The sequence below is a fragment of the Pantoea sp. NPDC088449 genome, from assembly GCF_044753225.1.
Taxonomy (GTDB): Bacteria; Pseudomonadota; Gammaproteobacteria; order Enterobacterales; family Enterobacteriaceae; genus Pantoea; species Pantoea floridensis.
This window is the reverse complement of the sequence record NZ_JBIVMT010000010.1, coordinates 1-20,197: the sequence shown is the minus strand read 5'-3', so window position 1 is coordinate 20,197 and position 20,197 is coordinate 1. Positions and strand designations below refer to the sequence as shown.

The window sequence follows — 20,197 nt, the reverse complement described above, 5'->3', positions numbered from 1 at the left end:
TGGAATGCATTATGCATTCGCTGGATGTCGCATCTGGTGCCATTTCGCAACCACGTTAAAGTGTGCCTGCCCGCTGTCGCTTGCAGCGGGCCAGGGCTGGTCCTAACCTCTCCCAGCCCTGCCTTTCTTTTAAACAGTCAGGGAGGAGGTATGCACAGTTTCTATATTACAGGCCAACATGGCACGCTCCACTGCTGCACCGAGCTGGGCTATCGCCTGCTCTGTATGCTCATTCATTGGCAATCCGTAATTCAGGCGCAAGCAATTGCGATATTTTCCCGAGGCCGAAAACAGCGATCCTACCGCAACCTGGATATTCAGCTCCCGCAATTCGGTATTCAACCTGACCGCGTCAAACGCTTCTGGCAGCTCGATCCACATCAGGAAACTGCCCTGTGGCCGCGACACACAAATACCGCACGGGAAATAGTGGCGTACCCAGCAGTTAAAGGTTTCGTAGTTGCGCTGATAAACCTGGCGCATACGACGCAGATGCGGCAGATAATGGCCAAGGCGAATAAACTCTGCCACCGCATGCTGCGGCTGCGTCGCCGTGGAACCAGTACTGATGTATTTCATATGCAGTACGCGATCGCGATAGCGTCCCGGAGCGACCCAGCCGACGCGCAGTCCCGGAGCCAGTGTTTTAGAGAAAGAACTGCACAGCAACACCCGCCCATCACTATCCAGCGATTTAATCGTAACCGGGCGCGGATATTCCCATGCCAGCTCACCATAGACATCGTCTTCAATAATCGCCGCATCGAAACGCTGCGCCAGCGTCAGCAGCGCGCGCTTGCGGGGCTCAGGCATAATAAATCCCAGTGGATTATTGCAGTTCGGCACAACAACCACCGCTTTAATTGGCCACTGCTCAAAGGCGAGTTCCAGTGCTTCCAGGCTAATGCCCGTCACCGAATCCGTGGGGATCTCAATGGCGCGAATGCCAAAGCCGCGCAGCGTCTGCATGGTGCCGTGAAAAGTGGGCGATTCGACGGCAATGATGTCGCCCGGCTGACATATCGCGCGAATGGAAATCGACAGTGCTTCGTGGCAGCCAGTGGTGATAACAATATCGTCCGCCGTGAGCTGACAACCACTGTCGATCGTCAGCCGTGCGACCTGTTCGCGCAATGCCGCCACGCCCAGCAAGCTGTCGTAGTTGAGTTGATCAACATCCTGCTTTTGCGCCATGCGGCTCTGTATTTTCCACAGCGGTTTCAACGTTGGCTGGGTCAAATCGGGCATGCCGCTGCCGAGCTGCAACACATCGCTGTTAGTGCGGCTACTTAGCAACTCCAGCACCGATTCCCACTGAGTGATTTCAACCGGTCGCTGTGCTGGTCGGGTGAGTGCAGGTACGGGCGGCGTGGCTTTGCGCGTTGCGACGAAATATCCGGAACGTGGCTGCGGCACAATCAGCTGCTTCTCTTCAAGCAAATGATAAGCCTGCTGCACGGTACTGATACTTACGCCGTGCTCCAGACTAAGCGTGCGTACCGATGGTAATCTCTCGCCGCTGCGGAACAGCCCTTGTTCAATCCTATCCGACAGCAAACATGCTAAATGTTGGTAGCGCGTCATCGTATGCCTCATCCCGCCGTTAATTACAGCAAACCGGTACAGATACCCTGTATTATTACCATTCAGATCGTCTCAATTGCAATCTGTATGTTAAAGATAAGTGATTTTTGCATCTGTATCATTTTGTGCAGGAATTGGACAATGCATCTCAGGCAAACTACTGAGGGCAATGACTATGGAATTCGACCAAAATCGCGCAGCTAAACCTTTTAATGTGACGTTATTGGATATCTTTCGCGGTGCAGTGCGCATGGTGAAAAACTGGAAAGCTCGGCGTGAAACGCATCGCATCCTTTCACAGCTGAGTGACAACCAGCTTCGCGACATCGGGCTGACACGCGACGAAGTCTGCCGCAAGTTTTAACTGCATTGAGACGAAAAAAAACCCTGCCGAGGCAGGGTTTTTTATTGGTCAGCTTAAGCAGACGACTTACTCGTCGTCGCTTCCGCCCAGACCGGCGTTCAGCAATTCCGCCAGGCTAGCAGAGGCTTCATCCGCAGTAACCTGCGGTGCAACCGGAGCTTCACCCGCAGAGCGGCGACGCATACGATCCTGATGATAAGCATAACCGGTACCGGCTGGAATCAGACGACCCACGATCACGTTCTCTTTCAGGCCGCGCAGTTCGTCGCGCTTGCCTGCTACTGCGGCTTCGGTCAGGACACGTGTGGTCTCCTGGAACGATGCTGCAGAGATGAACGATTCAGTTGCCAGTGACGCTTTGGTGATACCCAGCAGATCGCGCATGAACGTCGCGCCGATTTTGCCATTCGCTTCAAGTTCACGGTTAGAGATCTTGATGCGAGAGTATTCAGCCTGCTCACCTTCCAGGAAGTCGGTGCTTCCCACGCTCGAGATGGTTGCTTTACGCAGCATCTGACGAACGATGACTTCGATGTGTTTATCGTTAATCTTAACGCCTTGCAGACGGTAAACTTCCTGCACTTCGTTCGTGATGTAACGGGTCACAGCATGGACGCCACGCAGACGCAGGATGTCGTGCGGAGACTCTGGGCCGTCAGATACGACGTCACCGCGTTCTACGCGCTCACCTTCGAATACGTTAAGCTGACGCCATTTTGGAATCATCTCTTCGTACGGATCGCTACCATCAACCGGCGTAATTACCAGACGACGCTTACCTTTGGTCTCTTTACCGAAGGAGATGATACCGCTGATCTCCGCCAGGATGGCAGGCTCTTTCGGACGACGCGCTTCGAACAAGTCAGCAACGCGTGGCAGACCACCGGTAATATCCTTGGTACCGCCAGATTCCTGCGGAACACGCGACAGCGTGTCACCGGCACTGATCTTAACGCCATCTTCCAGCTGAACAATTGCTTTGCCCGGCAGGAAGTACTGAGCTGGCATATCGGTACCTGGAATCAGCACATCATTTCCGTTGGCATCGATAATTTTCAGCGCAGGACGCAGATCTTTACCACCCGCAGTACGTTCTGCAGAGTCCAGAACCACCAGCGATGACAGACCGGTTAAGTCGTCAGTCTGACGGGTAATGGTCTGACCGTCGATCATGTCAGTGAAGCGAATGAAACCGCCCACTTCGGTGATGACCGGCATGGTATGTGGATCCCAGTTTGCTACGGTCTCGCCCGCGGCAACCTGCTCACCGTCACCTTTCGCCATGACCGCACCGTAAGGCACTTTATAGCTCTCTTTGGTACGACCGAACTCGTCGATCATTTTCAGCTCAACGTTACGTGAAACGATAACCAGTTTCCCTGAGGAGTTGGTTACAGACTTCGCGTTGGTCAGCTTGATAGTACCTTTGTTCTTCACCTGGATGCTAGATTCAGCAGCCGCACGAGATGCCGCACCACCGATGTGGAACGTACGCATCGTCAGCTGAGTACCCGGCTCACCGATGGACTGTGCTGCGATAACGCCGATGGCCTCACCTTTGTTAATGATGTGACCACGTGCCAGATCGCGACCGTAGCAGTGTGCGCACACACCGAAGTCGGTTTCACAGCCAACAACCGAACGCACTTTGATCGCATCAACTGAATTCAGTTCGATCACATCACACCAGTGCTCATCGATCAGGGTGTTACGCGGAATCAGGATATCTGCAGTGCCCGGCTTCAGAACGTCTTCAGCCGTTACACGACCCAGTACACGCTCACGCAGTGGCTCTTTAACGTCGCCACCTTCGATGACCGGAGTCATCATGATGCCTTCGAACGTGCCGCAGTCATCTTCGGTAACCACCAGATCCTGCGCTACGTCTACCAGACGACGCGTCAGATAACCGGAGTTAGCGGTTTTCAGTGCGGTATCCGCCAGACCTTTACGCGCACCGTGCGTGGAGATGAAGTACTGGAGTACGTTCAGACCTTCACGGAAGTTCGCGGTGATCGGCGTTTCGATGATTGAGCCATCTGGTTTAGCCATCAGACCACGCATACCGGCCAGCTGACGAATCTGTGCAGCAGAACCACGCGCACCGGAGTCGGCCATCATGTAGATACTGTTGAACGATACCTGCTGCTCTTCTTCGCCGTGACGGTTGATCACAGTTTCAGTTTGCAGGTTATCCATCATCGCTTTGGAAACGCGTTCGTTAGCGGCGGCCCAAATATCGATAACTTTGTTGTAACGTTCGCCAGCAGTGACCAGACCAGACTGGAACTGTTCCTGAATCTCAGCAACTTCCGCTTCCGCTTCCGCTACGATTTCCGCTTTCTTCGCTGGGATCACCATGTCGTCGATACCGACAGAGGCACCTGAACGGGCTGCGTAAGCAAAACCGGTGTACATGGTTTGGTCAGCAAAGATTACGGTCGGCTTCAGGCCCAGGATGCGGTAACAGGTGTTCAGCATCTTGGAAATCGCTTTCTTACCCAACGCCTGGTTGACGATGGAGTAAGGCAGGCCTTTCGGCACGATCATCCACAGAATCGCACGACCAATGGTGGTGTCGATAATGCTGGTTTTCGCAACGAACTCTTCCTGCTCGTTCTTGGTGTATTCAGTAATACGCACTTTAACGCGTGCATGCAGCTCGGCCAGACCAGCGCGATAAACACGCTCAGCTTCTTTCGGGCCAGTCAGCACCATGCCTTCGCCTTTGGCGTTCACTTTGTCGCGGGTCATGTAGTACAGACCCAGAACAACGTCCTGTGAAGGAACGATGATAGGCTCGCCGTTCGCTGGTGACAGAATGTTGTTGGTCGACATCATCAGCGCACGCGCTTCCAGCTGGGCTTCCAGCGTCAGCGGTACGTGAACAGCCATCTGGTCACCATCGAAGTCGGCGTTATAAGCCGCACAAACCAGCGGGTGCAGCTGAATTGCTTTACCTTCGATCAGAACCGGTTCAAACGCCTGGATACCCAAACGGTGCAGCGTTGGTGCACGGTTCAGCAGTACCGGGTGTTCGCGGATCACTTCGTCTAGGATATCCCAAACGACAGCTTCTTCGCGCTCAACCATTTTCTTCGCGGCTTTGATGGTGGTGGCGAGGCCACGCAGTTCCAGCTTGCCGTAAATGAACGGTTTGAACAGCTCAAGAGCCATTTTCTTCGGCAGACCGCACTGATGCAGACGCAGGTATGGACCAACGGTGATAACTGAACGACCAGAGTAGTCAACACGTTTACCCAACAGGTTCTGACGGAAACGACCCTGTTTACCTTTGATCATGTCTGCCAGAGATTTCAGCGGACGCTTGTTCGAGCCAGTGATGGCGCGACCGCGACGGCCGTTATCCAGCAGTGCATCAACCGCTTCCTGCAGCATACGTTTTTCGTTACGTACGATGATGTCTGGCGCAGCCAGATCCAGCAGGCGTTTCAGACGGTTGTTACGGTTGATCACGCGACGATACAGATCGTTCAGATCTGAGGTAGCGAAGCGACCGCCGTCCAGCGGTACCAGCGGACGCAGATCTGGCGGCAGTACCGGCAGAACGGTCAGGATCATCCACTCTGGCTTGTTACCAGATTGAACGAACGCTTCCAGCAGTTTGATACGCTTGGTCAGCTTTTTACGTTTGGTTTCGGAGTTGGTTTCGTTCAGCTCTTCACGCAGCTGCTCGCACTCTTGCTCCAGATCCATATTTTTCAGCAGCGCCTGGATAGCTTCCGCACCCATCTTCGCGTCGAATTCGTCACCGAACTCTTCCAGCGCGTCAAGATACTGCTCTTCCGTCAGAATCTGACGTTTTTCCAGGTTGGTCATGCCGCCTTCGATCACCACATAAGATTCGAAGTACAGCACGCGCTCGATATCACGCAGTGGCATATCCAGCAGCAAGCCGATACGCGAAGGCAGTGATTTCAGGAACCAAATGTGCGCAGTAGGTGAAGCCAACTCAATGTGGCCCATGCGCTCACGACGTACTTTGGTCTGTGTAACTTCAACGCCACACTTCTCACAGATCACGCCGCGATGTTTTAAACGCTTGTACTTACCGCACAGGCATTCGTAATCTTTTACCGGTCCGAAAATACGGGCACAGAAAAGACCGTCACGCTCTGGCTTGAAGGTACGGTAGTTAATGGTTTCCGGCTTTTTAACTTCACCAAAAGACCATGAACGGATCATGTCTGGCGAGGCCAGAGCAATTTTGATCGCATCAAACTCTTCGGTCTTAGTTTGCGCTTTCAGAAACTTAAGTAAGTCTTTCACGGATTAGCTCCCGTCGGAGTGGAACTCTCAGGGACGCGCACCCGAAGTGCACGTCCCGTAACCAGTACTTGCGAGTACTTACTCGTCTTCCAGCTCGATGTTGATACCCAGCGAGCGAATCTCTTTCAACAGTACGTTGAAGGATTCCGGCATGCCCGGTTCCATCTGATGGTTACCGTCGACGATGTTTTTATACATCTTCGTACGGCCGTTAACGTCATCAGATTTAACGGTAAGCATTTCCTGCAGGGTATACGCGGCACCATATGCTTCCAGTGCCCACACTTCCATCTCACCGAAGCGCTGTCCACCGAACTGCGCTTTACCACCCAGCGGCTGCTGAGTAACCAAGCTGTAAGAACCGGTAGAACGTGCGTGCATCTTATCGTCGACCAAGTGGTTCAGTTTCAGCATGTACATGTAACCTACGGTTACCTGACGCTCAAACTGCTCACCGGTACGGCCGTCGAACAGGGTGATCTGACCGGAAGAAGGCAGACCGCCGAGCTGCAGCAGCTCTTTGATTTCGCTCTCTTTCGCACCGTCAAACACCGGAGTCGCGATTGGCATACCCTTCTTCAGGTTTTCTGCCAGACGCAGCACTTCGTCGTCGGTAAAGGTGTTCAGGTCAACTTTCTGACGCACATCGGTGCCCAGATCGTAAGCACGCTGGATGAACTCACGCAGTTTGGAGACTTCTTCCTGCTTCTTCAGCATCGCATTGATCTTTTCACCAATGCCTTTCGCCGCCATACCAAGGTGAGTTTCCAGAATCTGACCGATGTTCATACGCGATGGTACGCCCAGCGGGTTCAGTACGATGTCGACCGGCGTACCGTTCTCATCGTAAGGCATGTCTTCGATAGGGTTGATCTTCGAGATAACACCCTTGTTACCGTGACGACCTGCCATCTTGTCACCAGGCTGGATCTGACGCTTAACAGCCAGATACACCTTAACGATTTTCAGCACGCCTGGTGCCAGATCATCGCCTTGAGTGATCTTGCGACGCTTAGCTTCAAGTTTCTTCTCAAACTCGTGCTTCAGCTCGTCGTATTGCTCAGCCAACTGCTCCAGAGAATTCTGCTTCTCTTCATCAGTCAGGCCCAGCTCCAACCAGCGCTCACGTGGCAGTTTGTCCAGCTTATCAGCTTCAACACCACCCGAAATCAGTACCGCCTGGATACGACCGAACAGGCCCGCTTCAAGGATCTGCAATTCTTCAGACAGGTCTTTCTTCGCCTGCTTCAGCTGCATCTCTTCGATTTCCAGCGCGCGCTTGTCTTTTTCCACGCCATCACGGGTGAAGACCTGCACATCGATAACCGTACCGGATACGCCGTTCGGCACGCGCAGTGACGAATCTTTCACGTCAGAGGCTTTTTCACCGAAGATCGCACGCAGCAGTTTTTCTTCTGGCGTCAGCTGGGTTTCACCTTTCGGGGTAACCTTACCAACCAGAATGTCGCCACCGGTCACTTCCGCACCGATATACACGATGCCGGATTCATCCAGTTTAGAAAGCGCAGCCTCACCCACGTTCGGGATATCAGCGGTGATCTCTTCTGGCCCCAGCTTGGTGTCACGAGACACACATGCCAGTTCCTGGATGTGAATAGTGGTGAAACGATCTTCCTGAACCACACGCTCGGATACGAGAATGGAGTCTTCGAAGTTGTAACCGTTCCATGGCATGAACGCCACGCGCATGTTCTGACCCAACGCCAGCTCACCGAGATCGGTAGACGGGCCATCAGCAAGTACATCGCCACGCTCAATCGGCTCACCCAGATTCACACATGGCATCTGGTTGATGCAGGTGTTCTGGTTAGAACGGGTGTACTTGGTCAGGTTGTAGATGTCGATACCCGCTTCGCCCGGATACATCTCTTCTTCGTTAACTTTGATAACGATACGAGAAGCATCAACGTACTGAACGGTACCGCCACGTTTCGCTACGGCAGTTACACCGGAATCAACCGCTACTGCACGTTCCATACCGGTACCAACCAGCGGCTTATCAGCACGCAGAGTTGGAACCGCCTGACGTTGCATGTTCGCACCCATCAAGGCGCGGTTAGCATCATCGTGCTCCAGGAACGGGATCAGTGACGCACCGACAGAAACCACCTGCTGGGTGGAAACGTCCATGTAGTCAACCTGATCGCGGCTGAACAGGCTTGATTCACCCTTACTACGGCAGGTGACGAGATCGTCAACAAAGCTGCCATCGTCTGCAAGGTTGGTGTTCGCCTGAGCGATAACGTAGTTACCCTCTTCGATTGCAGAGAGGTAATGAATTTCATCACTCACTTTGCCATCTACAACGCGACGATATGGGGTTTCAAGGAAACCATATTCGTTAGTCTGCGCATAAACAGAGAGTGAGTTGATCAGACCGATGTTCGGGCCTTCCGGGGTTTCGATAGGACATACACGACCGTAGTGGGTTGGGTGTACGTCACGTACTTCGAAGCCGGCACGTTCACGAGTCAGACCACCTGGGCCCAGAGCAGAGATACGACGTTTGTGCGTAATCTCAGACAACGGGTTGTTCTGATCCATAAACTGGGAAAGCTGGCTTGAACCGAAGAACTCTTTCACCGCTGCCGAAATCGGCTTAGCGTTGATCATGTCCTGTGGCATCAGCGTATCGAGGTCGCCAAGAGACAGACGCTCTTTAACTGCACGCTCAACACGAACCAGACCTACACGGAACTGGTTTTCTGCCATCTCGCCAACAGAACGAATACGACGGTTACCGAGGTGATCGATATCATCCACTTCACCAATACCGTTACGGATACCGATAAGTTTCTTCATCACTTCGATGATGTCGTCTTTGCTCAGGATACCTGAACCTTCGATCTCATCACGCAGCAGAGAACGGTTGAACTTCATGCGGCCAACCGCAGAAAGATCGTAACGATCTTCAGAGAAGAACAGGTTCTCAAACAGGTTTTCAGCGGCTTCACGCGTTGGTGGCTCACCAGGACGCATCATGCGGTAGATCTCAACCAGTGCGCTCAAGCGATCGCTGGTTGGGTCAACACGCAGGGTCTCGGAGATATATGCACCGTGATCCAGGTCGTTGGTAAACAGCGTTTCGATGCGCTTGTGGCCTGACTGGCTCAGCTTCGCCAGCAGATCCAGTGATAATTCCATGTTCGCAGGAACAATCAGCTCGCCGGTGTTCAGGTCGACGTAGTCTTTAGCGACTACTTTGCCAGCAATGTATTCAACCGGTACTTCGATATGCTGAATGCTGTCTTTTTCCAGCTGACGGATGTGGCGCGCAGTAATGCGACGACCTTTCTCAACGTAGACCGTGCCGTTGGCTTCGATATCGAAGGAGGCGGTTTCACCACGCAGGCGCTCAGGCACCAGTTCCATCTGCAGTTTGTTATCGCGGATTTCATAAACGACTTTGTCAAAGAACAGATCGAGGATTTGTTCTGAGGTGAAGTTTAACGCGCGCAGAATGATACTGGCCGGCAGCTTACGACGACGGTCAATACGGACAAAGAGGTTATCTTTCGGGTCAAACTCGAAGTCAAGCCATGAACCGCGGTAAGGGATGATACGTGCGTTATACAGCACTTTACCGGAAGAGTGCGTTTTACCCTTATCGCTGTCAAAGAACACGCCAGGACTACGATGCAGCTGAGAAACGATAACACGCTCAGTACCATTGATTACAAAGGTACCGTTGTCGGTCATGAGTGGAATTTCACCCATGTAGACTTCTTGTTCTTTGATGTCTTTTACGGTGCCTTCCGGCGCTTCGCGCTCGTAGATCACCAGACGCAGTTTCACGCGCAGCGGTGCCGAATAGGTCACGCCACGGATCTGACATTCAGTTACGTCAAAGACCGGCTCACCCAAACGGTAGCTGACATACTGCAACTCGGAGTTGCCGCTGTAGCTAGAGATCGGGAATACGGAACGGAAGGCTGCTTCCAGACCGTACTGGCCTTCTGGATCTTGCTCGATAAACTTCTGGAACGAGTCAAGCTGGATAGAAAGGAGATAAGGTATGTCCAAAACTTGTGGACGTTTACCAAAATCCTTACGAATACGTTTTTTCTCGGTATAGGAGTAAACCATGGGGTTCCTCAGCTAGCTGACATGTCGAACCACGCTGTCCGTCCTGAAAAGGACAGTTCATGCAACACTATTTTTTGTTTTTCATGCGATGCGTAACACCCCATGCAATACATCTTTCTATCACTCTTAAATCATTTCATCGCCGTTGTTCAGGCAGGGAACCTTTGCAGGAAAGCGATATATTAAGGCGTCGATAGAAAAAGATATTGAAGAGGAATGACGGACAAACAGTGCGAAACGCCATCATTCCCCTGTAGCGCAAAAAGGCTGGTGACCTGAAAAGTCACCAGCCATCAGCCTAATGTTACTCAGGCTGCAACCCAAGGGTTGTCTTACTTAACTTCAACTTCAGCGCCAGCTTCTTTCAGAGCAGCTTCAAGAGCGGCTGCGTCATCTTTGCTGATGCCTTCTTTGATAGTACCAGTAGCTTCAACCAGGTCTTTAGCTTCTTTCAAGCCCAGGCCAGTTGCAGTACGTACTGCTTTGATTACTGCGACTTTGTTAGCGCCAACAGACTTCAGAACTACGTCGAACTCAGTTTTTTCTTCAACAGCTTCAGCTGGGCCAGCAGCAACAGCTACAGCGGCAGCAGCAGAAACGCCGAATTTTTCTTCCATAGCAGAAACCAGCTCAACTACTTCCATTACGGACATAGCGGCAACCGCTTCCAGAATTTGGTCTTTAGTGATAGACATATCGATTGTTCCTAAAAATCAGAAAAAGTTTATACGTTAGCAAGCACGAAGGAAAAGAAATTAGCCTTAAGCCGCTTCTTTTGCATCGCGCACAGCAGCCAGAGTACGGACCAGTTTGCCAGCAGCGGCTTCTTTCATGGTCGACATCAGACGTGCCAGTGCTTCTTCGTAAGTCGGCAGAGTTGCCAGACGGTCAATATTGGCCGCCGTGATCAGCTCACCTTCAAAGGCTGCAGCTTTGACCTCAAATTTTGCATTCGCTTTAGCGAAATCTTTGAACAGACGAGCAGCAGCGCCCGGGTGTTCCATAGAATATGCAATCAGGGTCGGACCAACAAACGTGTCTTTCAGGCACTCAAAAGGAGTACCTTCAACGACGCGGCGCAGCAGGGTGTTACGAACAACACGCATGTAAACGCCAGCTTCACGACCTGCTTTACGCAGTTCGGTCATTTTATCAACGGTTACGCCACGGGAATCCGCAACAACCGCTGAAAGCGCACCTTTGGCTACTTCGCTAACTTCAGCAACAATCGCTTGTTTGCCTTGAAGATTTAATGCCATTAGCTTTGCTCCTGGATTGACCGGGAAAGATTTCCCGGAACTCACTTCACTTAATTACCCGAAGGCAATAAGCGCTATTACACGGTGAGCAGAATCCAGTGAAGAAAAAATTCTTTTTGGTTCTGTCACCGTCTACGCAGGGTATTAAGCAAAATATTCGAGAATATTTCGCTCCTGCGGTCTTGGACGGAGGCCAGGATAAGGCCTGGCTCCAACCTAAGCAGCTGAATGACTAAGTTTTAAGGCATAGCTATTCAGTCGCTTTGAATCTGGGTTCTGAGTTGCGCGAACAACCAGAACAACGGGCGTAAGATTCTAGATGAATTTTTCGCCCGTTACAAGCAGCAATTAGTTTGCTGATGCGCTCAGACCAGCCTGGTCAACGGCAACGCCGGCGCCCATGGTGGTAGAGATGCTGACTTTCTTGATGTACACGCCTTTCGCCTGTGATGGTTTTGCTTTTTTCAGCGCGACCAGCAGAGATTCCAGGTTTTCTTTCAGTTTGTCAGCGTCAAAATCCACTTTACCAATGGTAGTGTGGATGATGCCGTTTTTGTCGTTACGATAACGAACCTGACCTGCTTTAGCGTTTTTCACTGCTTCAGCAACGTTAGGGGTTACAGTACCCACTTTCGGGTTTGGCATCAGGCCGCGTGGACCCAGAACCTGGCCCAACTGGCCAACAACGCGCATTGCATCTGGAGATGCGATAACAACGTCAAAGTTCATTTCGCCTTTCTTGATCTGCTCAGCCAGGTCTTCCATACCTACCAGCTCTGCGCCGGCTGCTTTAGCAGCTTCAGCGTTTGCACCTTGGGTGAAGACAGCAACACGTACTGAACGACCAGTACCGTGTGGCAGAACGGTCGCACCGCGTACGTTCTGATCAGATTTACGTGCATCGATGCCGAGGTTAACAGCAACGTCAACGCTTTCTACGAACTTAGCGGTAGCCAGTTCTTTCAGCAGAGCAACAGCTTCATTGATGTCGTACTGCTTAGTAGCATCAACTTTGTCACGGATTACGCTCATGCGCTTGGTCAGCTTAGCCATTTCTTAATCCTCTACTACCAGGCCCATGGAACGAGCAGTACCTTCGATAGAGCGAGTCATCGCTTCTACGTCAGAACCAGTCATGTCCGCAGCTTTAGTTTCTGCGATTTCACGTACCTGAGCACGAGAAACTTTACCGACTTTGTCTTTGTTCGGCTTACCAGAACCAGACTTGATGCCCGCTGCTTTTTTCAGCAGTACGGCAGCCGGAGGCGTTTTGGTAACGAAGGTGAAAGAACGGTCACTGTATACGGTGATAACAACAGGAGTAGGCAGACCTTTCTCCAGGGATTCAGTTTTCGCGTTGAACGCTTTGCAGAATTCCATGATGTTAACACCCTGCTGACCCAGAGCTGGACCAACAGGTGGACTTGGGTTAGCCATACCAGCTGCAACTTGCAGCTTAACGTAGGCTTGTACTTTCTTGGCCATGATATTTCCTCAATTGGGTTATAGCGCCTGGAAAACAGGCTCCCCGTGATAACGATTTATACGCCATTGCTGGCACATAAAAACAAAAGGCGCGAAATTATAGGTAAATTTCGCGCCTTCCGCAAGAGCTAAAAAGTGAACAAAAGGGTTAACCTTTCTCCACCTGAGCAAAATCGAGTTCTACTGGTGTTGCACGGCCAAAGATGGAAACAGACACTTTCAAGCGACTCTTCTCGTAGTCCACTTCTTCGACCACACCGTTGAAGTCGGCAAATGGACCATCGCTGACACGTACCATTTCGCCTGGCTCGAACAGTGTTTTTGGACGCGGCTTATCACCAACCTGCTGCAGGCGGTTCATGATCGCATCTACTTCTTTATCACTGATTGGCGCTGGACGGTCAGAAGTACCACCAATAAAGCCCATTACACGCGGCACACTGCGTACTAAGTGCCAGCTGGCATCATTCATCACCATCTGAACCAGTACATAGCCAGGGAAGAATTTGCGTTCGCTTTTACGACGCTGCCCACCACGGATTTCAACGACTTCTTCAGTCGGCACCATGACTTCGCCAAAAAGCTCTTCCATGTTGTGCAGTTTGATATGCTCGTGCAGCGACTTCGCTACGCGAGCTTCAAAACCGGAGAACGCCTGAACGACGTACCAGCGTTTTTTTGGAGCTTCAGACATCTCAGAACCTCAGGCCAGTGATAAACGATACCAGACGGACCAGAATACCATCCAGCCCCCACAAAATCAGTGACATCACGGCAGTTACCGCGGCAACGATTAACGTGGTGTGCAATGTTTCCTGGCGAGTCGGCCAAATGACCTTACGCATTTCGGTTTTTGCTTCACGAGCAAATGCCACTGTCGCCTTGCCTTTGATTGTCAACAATGCAATGCCGCCAGCGGCAGCGATCAGCACAACCACAGCCAGCGCGCGCAGCGGCAGTGTTACATCGCGATAAATATAGTTGCCGACGATTGCTACCAGGAGCAATGCGATCACAACTACCCATTTTATCGCTTCAAGGCCGCGCCCGCTTCCTTGAGCTTCGGTATTCGCACTCATAAACCAACCTGCCACAATAATTCAGAAACTATTCTGCCCCGCAGAGCGAGGCATCCAAACCGAATGAGCTTTTGAGCGTTACTCGGTATCCAACGCCGTGAAACAGAGCCTGTCTCAGCAATGATTATGATTGAAAATCACTGATGAGCCAGGTTCTATGTAACAGCGTGCAAAAAGGGCATCAAATGATGCCCTTTCCTTGTGCATTGCGTCAAATGTTATCGTAATTAAGCGATAACTTCAGCAACAACGCCCGCGCCTACGGTACGGCCGCCTTCGCGGATTGCGAAACGCAGACCCTGGTCCATCGCGATTGGGTGGATCAGCTCAACGGTCATTTTCACGTTGTCGCCAGGCATTACCATCTCAACGCCTTCTGGCAGCTCAACGTTACCGGTCACGTCAGTAGTACGGAAGTAGAACTGTGGACGGTAGCCTTTGAAGAACGGAGTATGACGGCCGCCTTCGTCTTTAGACAGTACGTATACTTCTGATACGAACTTGGTATGTGGCTTGATTGAACCCGGCTTAGCCAGAACCTGGCCACGCTGGATGTCTTCACGCTTGATACCGCGCAGCAGAACACCACAGTTCTCGCCTGCCTGGCCCTGGTCCAGCAGTTTGCGGAACATTTCAACGCCGGTACAGGTCGACTTAACAGTCGGCTTGATACCAACGATTTCAACTTCATCGCCCACTTTGACGATACCGCGCTCTACACGACCGGTAACAACGGTACCACGGCCAGAGATTGAGAATACGTCTTCGATTGGCAGCAGGAATGGCATGTCGATAGCACGAACTGGATCCGGGATGTAAGTATCCAGGTGACCAGCCAGCTCAGTGATCTTAGCTTCCCACTCAGCGTTGCCTTCCAGCGCTTTCAGTGCTGAACCGCGAACGATTGGAGTGTCGTCGCCTGGGAAATCGTACTGTGACAGCAGGTCACGGACTTCCATCTCAACCAGTTCCAGCAGCTCTTCATCATCAACCATGTCGCACTTGTTCAGGAACACGATGATGTAAGGAACGCCAACCTGACGACCCAGCAGGATGTGCTCACGAGTCTGCGGCATTGGGCCGTCAGTCGCAGCAACAACCAGGATTGCGCCATCCATCTGCGCAGCACCGGTGATCATGTTTTTCACATAGTCGGCGTGGCCTGGGCAGTCAACGTGCGCATAGTGGCGAGACGGGGTTTCATACTCAACGTGTGCAGTGTTGATGGTGATACCACGTGCTTTTTCTTCAGGAGTGCTGTCGATCTGGTCGAACGCACGCGCCTGGCCGCCGTTGGTTTTAGCCAGAACGGTAGTGATTGCAGCAGTCAGGGTGGTTTTACCGTGGTCGACGTGACCGATGGTGCCCACGTTTACGTGCAGTTTGTTGCGTTGAAATTGCTCTTTAGCCATCGCTAGTCCCTCTAAGACACGGATATATCGAAGATATCGTCATATCAACCAGGCAATGCCTGACTGTTTGGTTTACAGAGAGAGAATCAGGAGAGAGATAAAGGAAGTGGTGCTGATACCCAGAGTCGAACTGGGGACCTCACCCTTACCAAGGGTGCGCTCTACCAACTGAGCCATATCAGCACATCTGGAGCGGGCAGCGGGAATCGAACCCGCATCATCAGCTTGGAAGGCTGAGGTAATAGCCATTATACGATGCCCGCATCCTGGAACTCGGCTACCTGTTCTTTCTGTAGCTTATGAATAATAAAAGAAGACCTTCTATTATTCGGCCAGTCAGCATTTCTGACCGACTTTGATTGCGCTAATGCACAATCTGAAATTCGAAGGTGAGAGATGAAAAACTCACCCATCAGATAAGGGCCTTATCTGATGCCCAACCAAGAGGTTGAGATGGTGGTGGGAGAAGGATTCGAACCTTCGAAGTCTGTGACGGCAGATTTACAGTCTGCTCCCTTTGGCCGCTCGGGAATCCCACCTACTTGATGGTGCCGGCTACCGGAATCGAACTGGTGACCTACTGATTACAAGTCAGTTGCTCTACCAACTGAGCTAAGCCGGCATCAAGTGGAGCGCATTCTAGGAAGACCCGAAGAAGGATGCAACAAAAAAATTGCCAAATTCGTTCTATCGCTTACTATTTGTGCAAATCATCTCAATTCAGTCATCATATGCAGAAAAAACATTCAATGTGCGTGCATTTTTGCATCGCATTAATGAATCGCTTTTTGCTTAGCCTCTTCTTTTCTTATGCAGACTTCTGGGTTCCTCCCTGCCCGATATCGTACAAATGGTGATTTTTTTTATAAAAAAGCCGCAAAAAATCTTTTGTCAGTGGACCATTTTTTTATTTATCTACATTAACCAGTAAAATGAGAGGAAGAGGAGCTGAGGGATTTCACTGCCAGGCATATCGTATAGGGCCAGGATTAATGCAAAGGCTGGAGCGTGAGGCGTACAGCTGTCCATCCCGCTTGCTATATGTTGAGGTTATCGCTGTGGTTGTACGGCTCTATTATGCGAAAGAGAGCAACCCATTCGTTTTGCGCTAATGATTTACAATGTCCCTGTAAGTTACTCATAGCGTTTGCACAACACCTCAGCAGAAAATGTAGTGGCAAGCTACTGAGCGACAAGAAAAATGCGGACACGGTTGCGAAAGCGTGCTTATGTTTGTCATTTTACTTCTTTTTAAACTCACACTGGTGTTACCCTCCTGCCCATTGTTCTCGTTAATTACCCCTGTGACGTGCAATTGAGTTTGATACATCGTTGTATGCTCGATGCTACAAGATGTTGATACATCAAAATTTGCACTCAAACGCATGCTTATGAGTAAAAAAACGACACCTCTAACTACGCCCTATTTACAGTTCAATCGTCAGCAATGGGCAGCGCTACGCGACTCGGTGCCAATGACGCTGGCCGAAGGTGAAATTGAACGTTTACGTGGCATAAACGAAGATCTTTCATTAGAAGAAGTAGCCGAGATCTATCTTCCACTCTCACGCCTGCTTAATTTCTATATCAGCTCAAATTTGAGACGCCAGGCGGTGCTTGAGCAGTTTCTTGGTACCAATGGTCAAAAAATTCCCTATATCATCAGTATTGCTGGCAGTGTTGCCGTTGGTAAAAGCACCACGGCTCGTGTGCTACAAGCATTACTTAGCCGCTGGCCAGAACACCGCAAGGTTGAGCTGATCACTACCGATGGTTTCTTGCATCCTAATGCCGTGCTTAAAGAGCGCGGTTTGATGAAGAAAAAAGGATTCCCGCAATCCTATGATATGCATCGTCTGGTAAATTTCGTTTCCGACTTAAAATCCGGCGCAAGCCAGGTGACAGCACCGGTTTATTCACATCTTATTTATGATGTTATCCCGGACGGAGACAAAGTCGTACAACAGCCCGATATCCTTATTCTTGAAGGATTGAATGTTTTACAAAGCGGCATGGATTATCCTCACGATCCTCACCATGTATTTGTCTCAGATTTCGTGGATTTTTCTATTTATGTTGACGCACCTGAGTCGTTACTCGAAAGTTGGTATGTAAACCGATTTTTGAAATTCCGTGAGGGAGCGTTTAGCGATCCTGACTCTTATTTCCATCACTATTCTCAATTGCCAGAAGAGGATGCGCTCAATATCGCACGCGGGCTCTGGAAAGAGATTAACTGGCTTAATCTTAAGGAAAATATCCTCCCGACTCGTGAACGCGCTAGTCTTATTATGACTAAATCAGCAGATCACGCAGTACAAAGTCTTCGGTTAAGAAAATAGAGATTTTTGCTAAAACGCCCAAAAAGTAATGGGCGTTTTAGCCTTAACTGGTGAAATTAATTACCAGGCCTAAGAGAAATCTCTCCTCCCACCCACGATTTAATTTCACCACCCTGCTCTAGTAATAAGCCCCCCTGGTTATCGATTCCACGTGCAATACCATGTACCTCACGCTCGCCAATCAGTAGCTTCACAGAACGATTAATAAAGTTATCAAGGGCTTCCCAGCGCGTAACAAAAGGTGCTAAACCATCACGCTCAAAAATTGGTAGCGCTTCGCGCAGGCTGTTGAGTAATTTCGCGGCCAGTTCATTGCGATCAATCTCGATTCCCGCTTCCTGCAAATTGATCCAGCCCTGATTAATTTCCGCTGCCCCTTCTGAGCGCATTAGCAAATTAATACCGGCACCTATAACGATCTGCGCAGCATCACCGGTTTTACCCGTTAACTCAACCAAAATACCCGCGAGTTTACGATCATTAAGATAAAGATCATTTGGCCATTTAACGCGTATATCAGGCGCACCTAACGACTGAATGACTTCAGCCATGACAATACCAATAACTAAACTCAACCCCATTGCCGCTGCTGGCCCCTGCTCAAGGCGCCAATACATTGACATATAGAGGTTGGTACCAAATGGAGAGAACCATTTCCGGCCGCGGCGTCCTCGTCCTGCTTGTTGATATTCGGCAATGCATGCATAGCCTGAAGGGAGCTGGTTCATGCGTTCCAGCAAATATTGGTTGGTAGAATCAATAACAGGAATAACTGCCAGATCGGGTTGATGCAAATGTGACAAAATGACTTCTTCATCTAATAACTGCATAGCTGCTGGCAGGCTATAACCTTTTCCCGTCACCGTATACACATCTAAACCCCAGCTTTTCAGGGTTTGAATATGCTTATTAATAGCAGCCCGGCTCATCCCAAGCGCTTCACCGAGTTGTTCACCAGAGTGAAATTCACCATCAGCCAAAAGTGCCACTAACTTTAACGGCACGCTATTATCTTTCATGAGATTACCTCAACGGCGTTACGTTCGCCTCGAGCACCGATAAAGCGCACCTCTGGCTCCAGCCAAACATCGAATTTTTCACCGACTCTATTTCGGACCTGATGCGCCAAGCTTACAATATCTTGCGGCGTGGCGTGATTTTCATTAATCAGCACTAATGCCTGCTGACGATGAACTGCCGCACCGCCGACCCGATACCCTTTAAGGCCACATTGATCGATTAGCCAGCCAGCGGCTAATTTTACGTCACCACTGGCTTGTGGATAATATGGGATAGTTGGCCACTCTTTAATTAATGCCGCCGCCTGCTCGTCCGAAATAAGGGGGTTCTTGAAGAAACTACCGACATTGCCTGTGATATGTGGGTCAGGCAGTTTGCTTTGTCGCATATGGCAAACAGCATTAAATACATCCCAGGCACAGGCGGTTGCTGGATTCAGCTTTACTAGATCGCCATAGCTCAGAACTGGCTGCCACTGTTTTAACAGTCGTAATCCAACTGCAACAATGACATAGTCACTCTTCATCTCATGCTTGAAAATGCTGTCACGGTAACCAAACTGGCACTCTTCGCGGTACAAACGGATAATTTTCTGCGTCGGTAAATGCAAGGCTTCTACATAGTGGCAGATATCCTTAAATTCGACGCCATAAGCGCCAATATTTTGAATGGGTGCTGACCCCGCCATACCAGGGATCAGCGCCAGGTTTTCTAAACCGGTAATCCCTTTCTTTAACGTCTGCTCAACTAAACTATGCCAATTTTCACCGGCGCCGACATGCAAATGCCATGCTTCATCCTGCTCTTCAATAGCAATACCTTTGATAGCGTTAATCACAACAGTACCGCTAAAATCCTCTAGAAAGAGTACGTTGCTTCCTTCACCCAATACAATAAAGGGCAAGTTGGAATGCTGGCTATTTTTCCAGGCTAAGCTTATGGCATCAGAATTATCGGCGACGATCAGCGTTTGTGCGCTGATTGCAAGATCTAGGGTGTTGAAAGCTTGTAGGGATGTATAGGGGCTGGACATTTCACGGCCTTAACTAGTTTATCTGGCCGTAGTTTACCTGATCGATATGTTCCGAGGTTGATGTTTTCTTAGTTTCCGTTGGGAAAGTAACATCTACAGACGTAAAAAAGCCCCGAACTTCCGTTCAGGGCTTCTTCACTTATTTAATGCCTGGCAGTTCCCTACTCTCGCATGGGGAGGCCCCACACTACCATCGGCGCTACGGCGTTTCACTTCTGAGTT

Annotated in this window: 14 protein-coding genes and 4 tRNA genes; 2 read left to right on the top strand and 16 right to left on the bottom strand. The window is 50.5% G+C overall.

Going from position 1 to position 20,197, the window contains the following annotated elements:
- Positions 1 to 129 precede the first annotated feature (129 nt).
- Positions 130 to 1,584 (bottom strand): PLP-dependent aminotransferase family protein, encoded by a 1,455-nt coding sequence (locus ACIP6T_RS25055; protein WP_097095304.1) that lies wholly within the window; start codon positions 1,582 to 1,584, stop codon positions 130 to 132.
- A gap of 175 nt (positions 1,585 to 1,759) precedes the next feature.
- On the opposite strand from ACIP6T_RS25055, the gene ACIP6T_RS25050 reads away from it, so the two are divergent.
- On the top strand, positions 1,760 to 1,948 hold the full coding sequence (locus ACIP6T_RS25050) for a DUF1127 domain-containing protein (protein WP_097095305.1): 189 nt from the start codon (positions 1,760 to 1,762) through the stop codon (positions 1,946 to 1,948).
- 66 nt (positions 1,949 to 2,014) lie between these two features.
- Here the strand turns inward: ACIP6T_RS25050 and rpoC are convergent, their stop codons facing one another.
- From rpoC to ACIP6T_RS24985, 13 genes are all read right to left on the bottom strand, one after another.
- On the bottom strand, positions 2,015 to 6,238 hold the full coding sequence (gene rpoC / locus ACIP6T_RS25045; RefSeq protein ID WP_007886289.1) for a DNA-directed RNA polymerase subunit beta': 4,224 nt from the start codon (positions 6,236 to 6,238) through the stop codon (positions 2,015 to 2,017).
- 78 nt (positions 6,239 to 6,316) lie between these two features.
- Positions 6,317 to 10,345: a DNA-directed RNA polymerase subunit beta gene (rpoB, locus tag ACIP6T_RS25040; RefSeq protein ID WP_097095306.1), complete on the bottom strand. Its 4,029-nt coding sequence runs from the start codon at positions 10,343 to 10,345 to the stop codon at positions 6,317 to 6,319.
- A gap of 332 nt (positions 10,346 to 10,677) precedes the next feature.
- Entirely contained in the window at positions 10,678 to 11,040 is a 363-nt protein-coding gene (gene rplL / locus ACIP6T_RS25035; protein ID WP_097095307.1) for a 50S ribosomal protein L7/L12, read from the bottom strand.
- A gap of 66 nt (positions 11,041 to 11,106) precedes the next feature.
- Positions 11,107 to 11,604 (bottom strand): 50S ribosomal protein L10, encoded by a 498-nt coding sequence (gene rplJ / locus ACIP6T_RS25030; protein WP_058973440.1) that lies wholly within the window; start codon positions 11,602 to 11,604, stop codon positions 11,107 to 11,109.
- Between the two features lie 348 nt (positions 11,605 to 11,952).
- Positions 11,953 to 12,657 (bottom strand): 50S ribosomal protein L1, encoded by a 705-nt coding sequence (gene rplA / locus ACIP6T_RS25025; protein ID WP_097095308.1) that lies wholly within the window; start codon positions 12,655 to 12,657, stop codon positions 11,953 to 11,955.
- Between the two features lie 3 nt (positions 12,658 to 12,660).
- Positions 12,661 to 13,089: a 50S ribosomal protein L11 gene (gene rplK, locus ACIP6T_RS25020; protein ID WP_007886298.1), complete on the bottom strand. Its 429-nt coding sequence runs from the start codon at positions 13,087 to 13,089 to the stop codon at positions 12,661 to 12,663.
- Positions 13,090 to 13,237: 148 nt separating this feature from the next.
- Positions 13,238 to 13,783 (bottom strand): transcription termination/antitermination protein NusG, encoded by a 546-nt coding sequence (gene nusG / locus ACIP6T_RS25015; RefSeq protein WP_007886300.1) that lies wholly within the window; start codon positions 13,781 to 13,783, stop codon positions 13,238 to 13,240.
- A gap of 1 nt (position 13,784) precedes the next feature.
- Positions 13,785 to 14,168 (bottom strand): preprotein translocase subunit SecE, encoded by a 384-nt coding sequence (gene secE / locus ACIP6T_RS25010; protein ID WP_097095309.1) that lies wholly within the window; start codon positions 14,166 to 14,168, stop codon positions 13,785 to 13,787.
- 227 nt (positions 14,169 to 14,395) lie between these two features.
- Positions 14,396 to 15,580, bottom strand: a complete 1,185-nt coding sequence (gene tuf, locus ACIP6T_RS25005) for an elongation factor Tu (protein WP_097095310.1) — start codon at positions 15,578 to 15,580, stop codon at positions 14,396 to 14,398.
- A gap of 107 nt (positions 15,581 to 15,687) precedes the next feature.
- Positions 15,688 to 15,763: transfer RNA gene (locus ACIP6T_RS25000), tRNA-Thr, on the bottom strand.
- A 5-nt stretch (positions 15,764 to 15,768) separates the two neighbouring features.
- Positions 15,769 to 15,843, bottom strand: a tRNA-Gly gene (locus ACIP6T_RS24995).
- A 191-nt stretch (positions 15,844 to 16,034) separates the two neighbouring features.
- Positions 16,035 to 16,119 (bottom strand) — tRNA-Tyr (locus tag ACIP6T_RS24990).
- A 7-nt stretch (positions 16,120 to 16,126) separates the two neighbouring features.
- Positions 16,127 to 16,202: transfer RNA gene (locus ACIP6T_RS24985), tRNA-Thr, on the bottom strand.
- Between the two features lie 769 nt (positions 16,203 to 16,971).
- Here ACIP6T_RS24985 and coaA point away from each other — a divergent pair.
- Positions 16,972 to 17,922 carry a type I pantothenate kinase gene (coaA, locus tag ACIP6T_RS24980; RefSeq protein WP_097097607.1) on the top strand — a complete coding sequence of 317 codons (951 nt, stop codon included), beginning with the start codon at positions 16,972 to 16,974 and terminating at the stop codon, positions 17,920 to 17,922.
- A gap of 56 nt (positions 17,923 to 17,978) precedes the next feature.
- On the opposite strand, the gene birA is transcribed toward coaA, so the two are convergent.
- Complete coding sequence (gene birA, locus ACIP6T_RS24975) at positions 17,979 to 18,941, bottom strand: bifunctional biotin--[acetyl-CoA-carboxylase] ligase/biotin operon repressor BirA (protein WP_097095311.1); 963 nt, start codon at positions 18,939 to 18,941, stop codon at positions 17,979 to 17,981.
- Positions 18,938 to 19,975 carry a UDP-N-acetylmuramate dehydrogenase gene (murB, locus tag ACIP6T_RS24970; RefSeq protein ID WP_097095312.1) on the bottom strand — a complete coding sequence of 346 codons (1,038 nt, stop codon included), beginning with the start codon at positions 19,973 to 19,975 and terminating at the stop codon, positions 18,938 to 18,940. The genes birA and murB overlap by 4 nt, the downstream gene beginning before the upstream one ends.
- Positions 19,976 to 20,197: the final 222 nt, after the last annotated feature.

Excerpts from the sequence above, each read along its gene's own strand:
- birA (WP_097095311.1), bottom strand. The coding sequence starts at position 18,941 with ATGAAAGATAATAGCGTGCCGTTAAAGTTAGTGGCACTTTTGGCTGAT.
- rpoB (WP_097095306.1), bottom strand. The coding sequence starts at position 10,345 with ATGGTTTACTCCTATACCGAGAAAAAACGTATTCGTAAGGATTTTGGT.
- tuf (WP_097095310.1), bottom strand. The coding sequence starts at position 15,580 with ATGGCTAAAGAGCAATTTCAACGCAACAAACTGCACGTAAACGTGGGC.
- ACIP6T_RS25050 (WP_097095305.1), top strand. The coding sequence starts at position 1,760 with ATGGAATTCGACCAAAATCGCGCAGCTAAACCTTTTAATGTGACGTTA.
- rplK (WP_007886298.1), bottom strand. The coding sequence starts at position 13,089 with ATGGCCAAGAAAGTACAAGCCTACGTTAAGCTGCAAGTTGCAGCTGGT.
- ACIP6T_RS25055 (WP_097095304.1), bottom strand. The coding sequence starts at position 1,584 with ATGACGCGCTACCAACATTTAGCATGTTTGCTGTCGGATAGGATTGAA.
- coaA (WP_097097607.1), top strand. The coding sequence starts at position 16,972 with ATGAGTAAAAAAACGACACCTCTAACTACGCCCTATTTACAGTTCAAT.
- rplA (WP_097095308.1), bottom strand. The coding sequence starts at position 12,657 with ATGGCTAAGCTGACCAAGCGCATGAGCGTAATCCGTGACAAAGTTGAT.
- murB (WP_097095312.1), bottom strand. The coding sequence starts at position 19,975 with ATGTCCAGCCCCTATACATCCCTACAAGCTTTCAACACCCTAGATCTT.
- nusG (WP_007886300.1), bottom strand. The coding sequence starts at position 13,783 with ATGTCTGAAGCTCCAAAAAAACGCTGGTACGTCGTTCAGGCGTTCTCC.
- rplJ (WP_058973440.1), bottom strand. The coding sequence starts at position 11,604 with ATGGCATTAAATCTTCAAGGCAAACAAGCGATTGTTGCTGAAGTTAGC.
- rplL (WP_097095307.1), bottom strand. The coding sequence starts at position 11,040 with ATGTCTATCACTAAAGACCAAATTCTGGAAGCGGTTGCCGCTATGTCC.
- secE (WP_097095309.1), bottom strand. The coding sequence starts at position 14,168 with ATGAGTGCGAATACCGAAGCTCAAGGAAGCGGGCGCGGCCTTGAAGCG.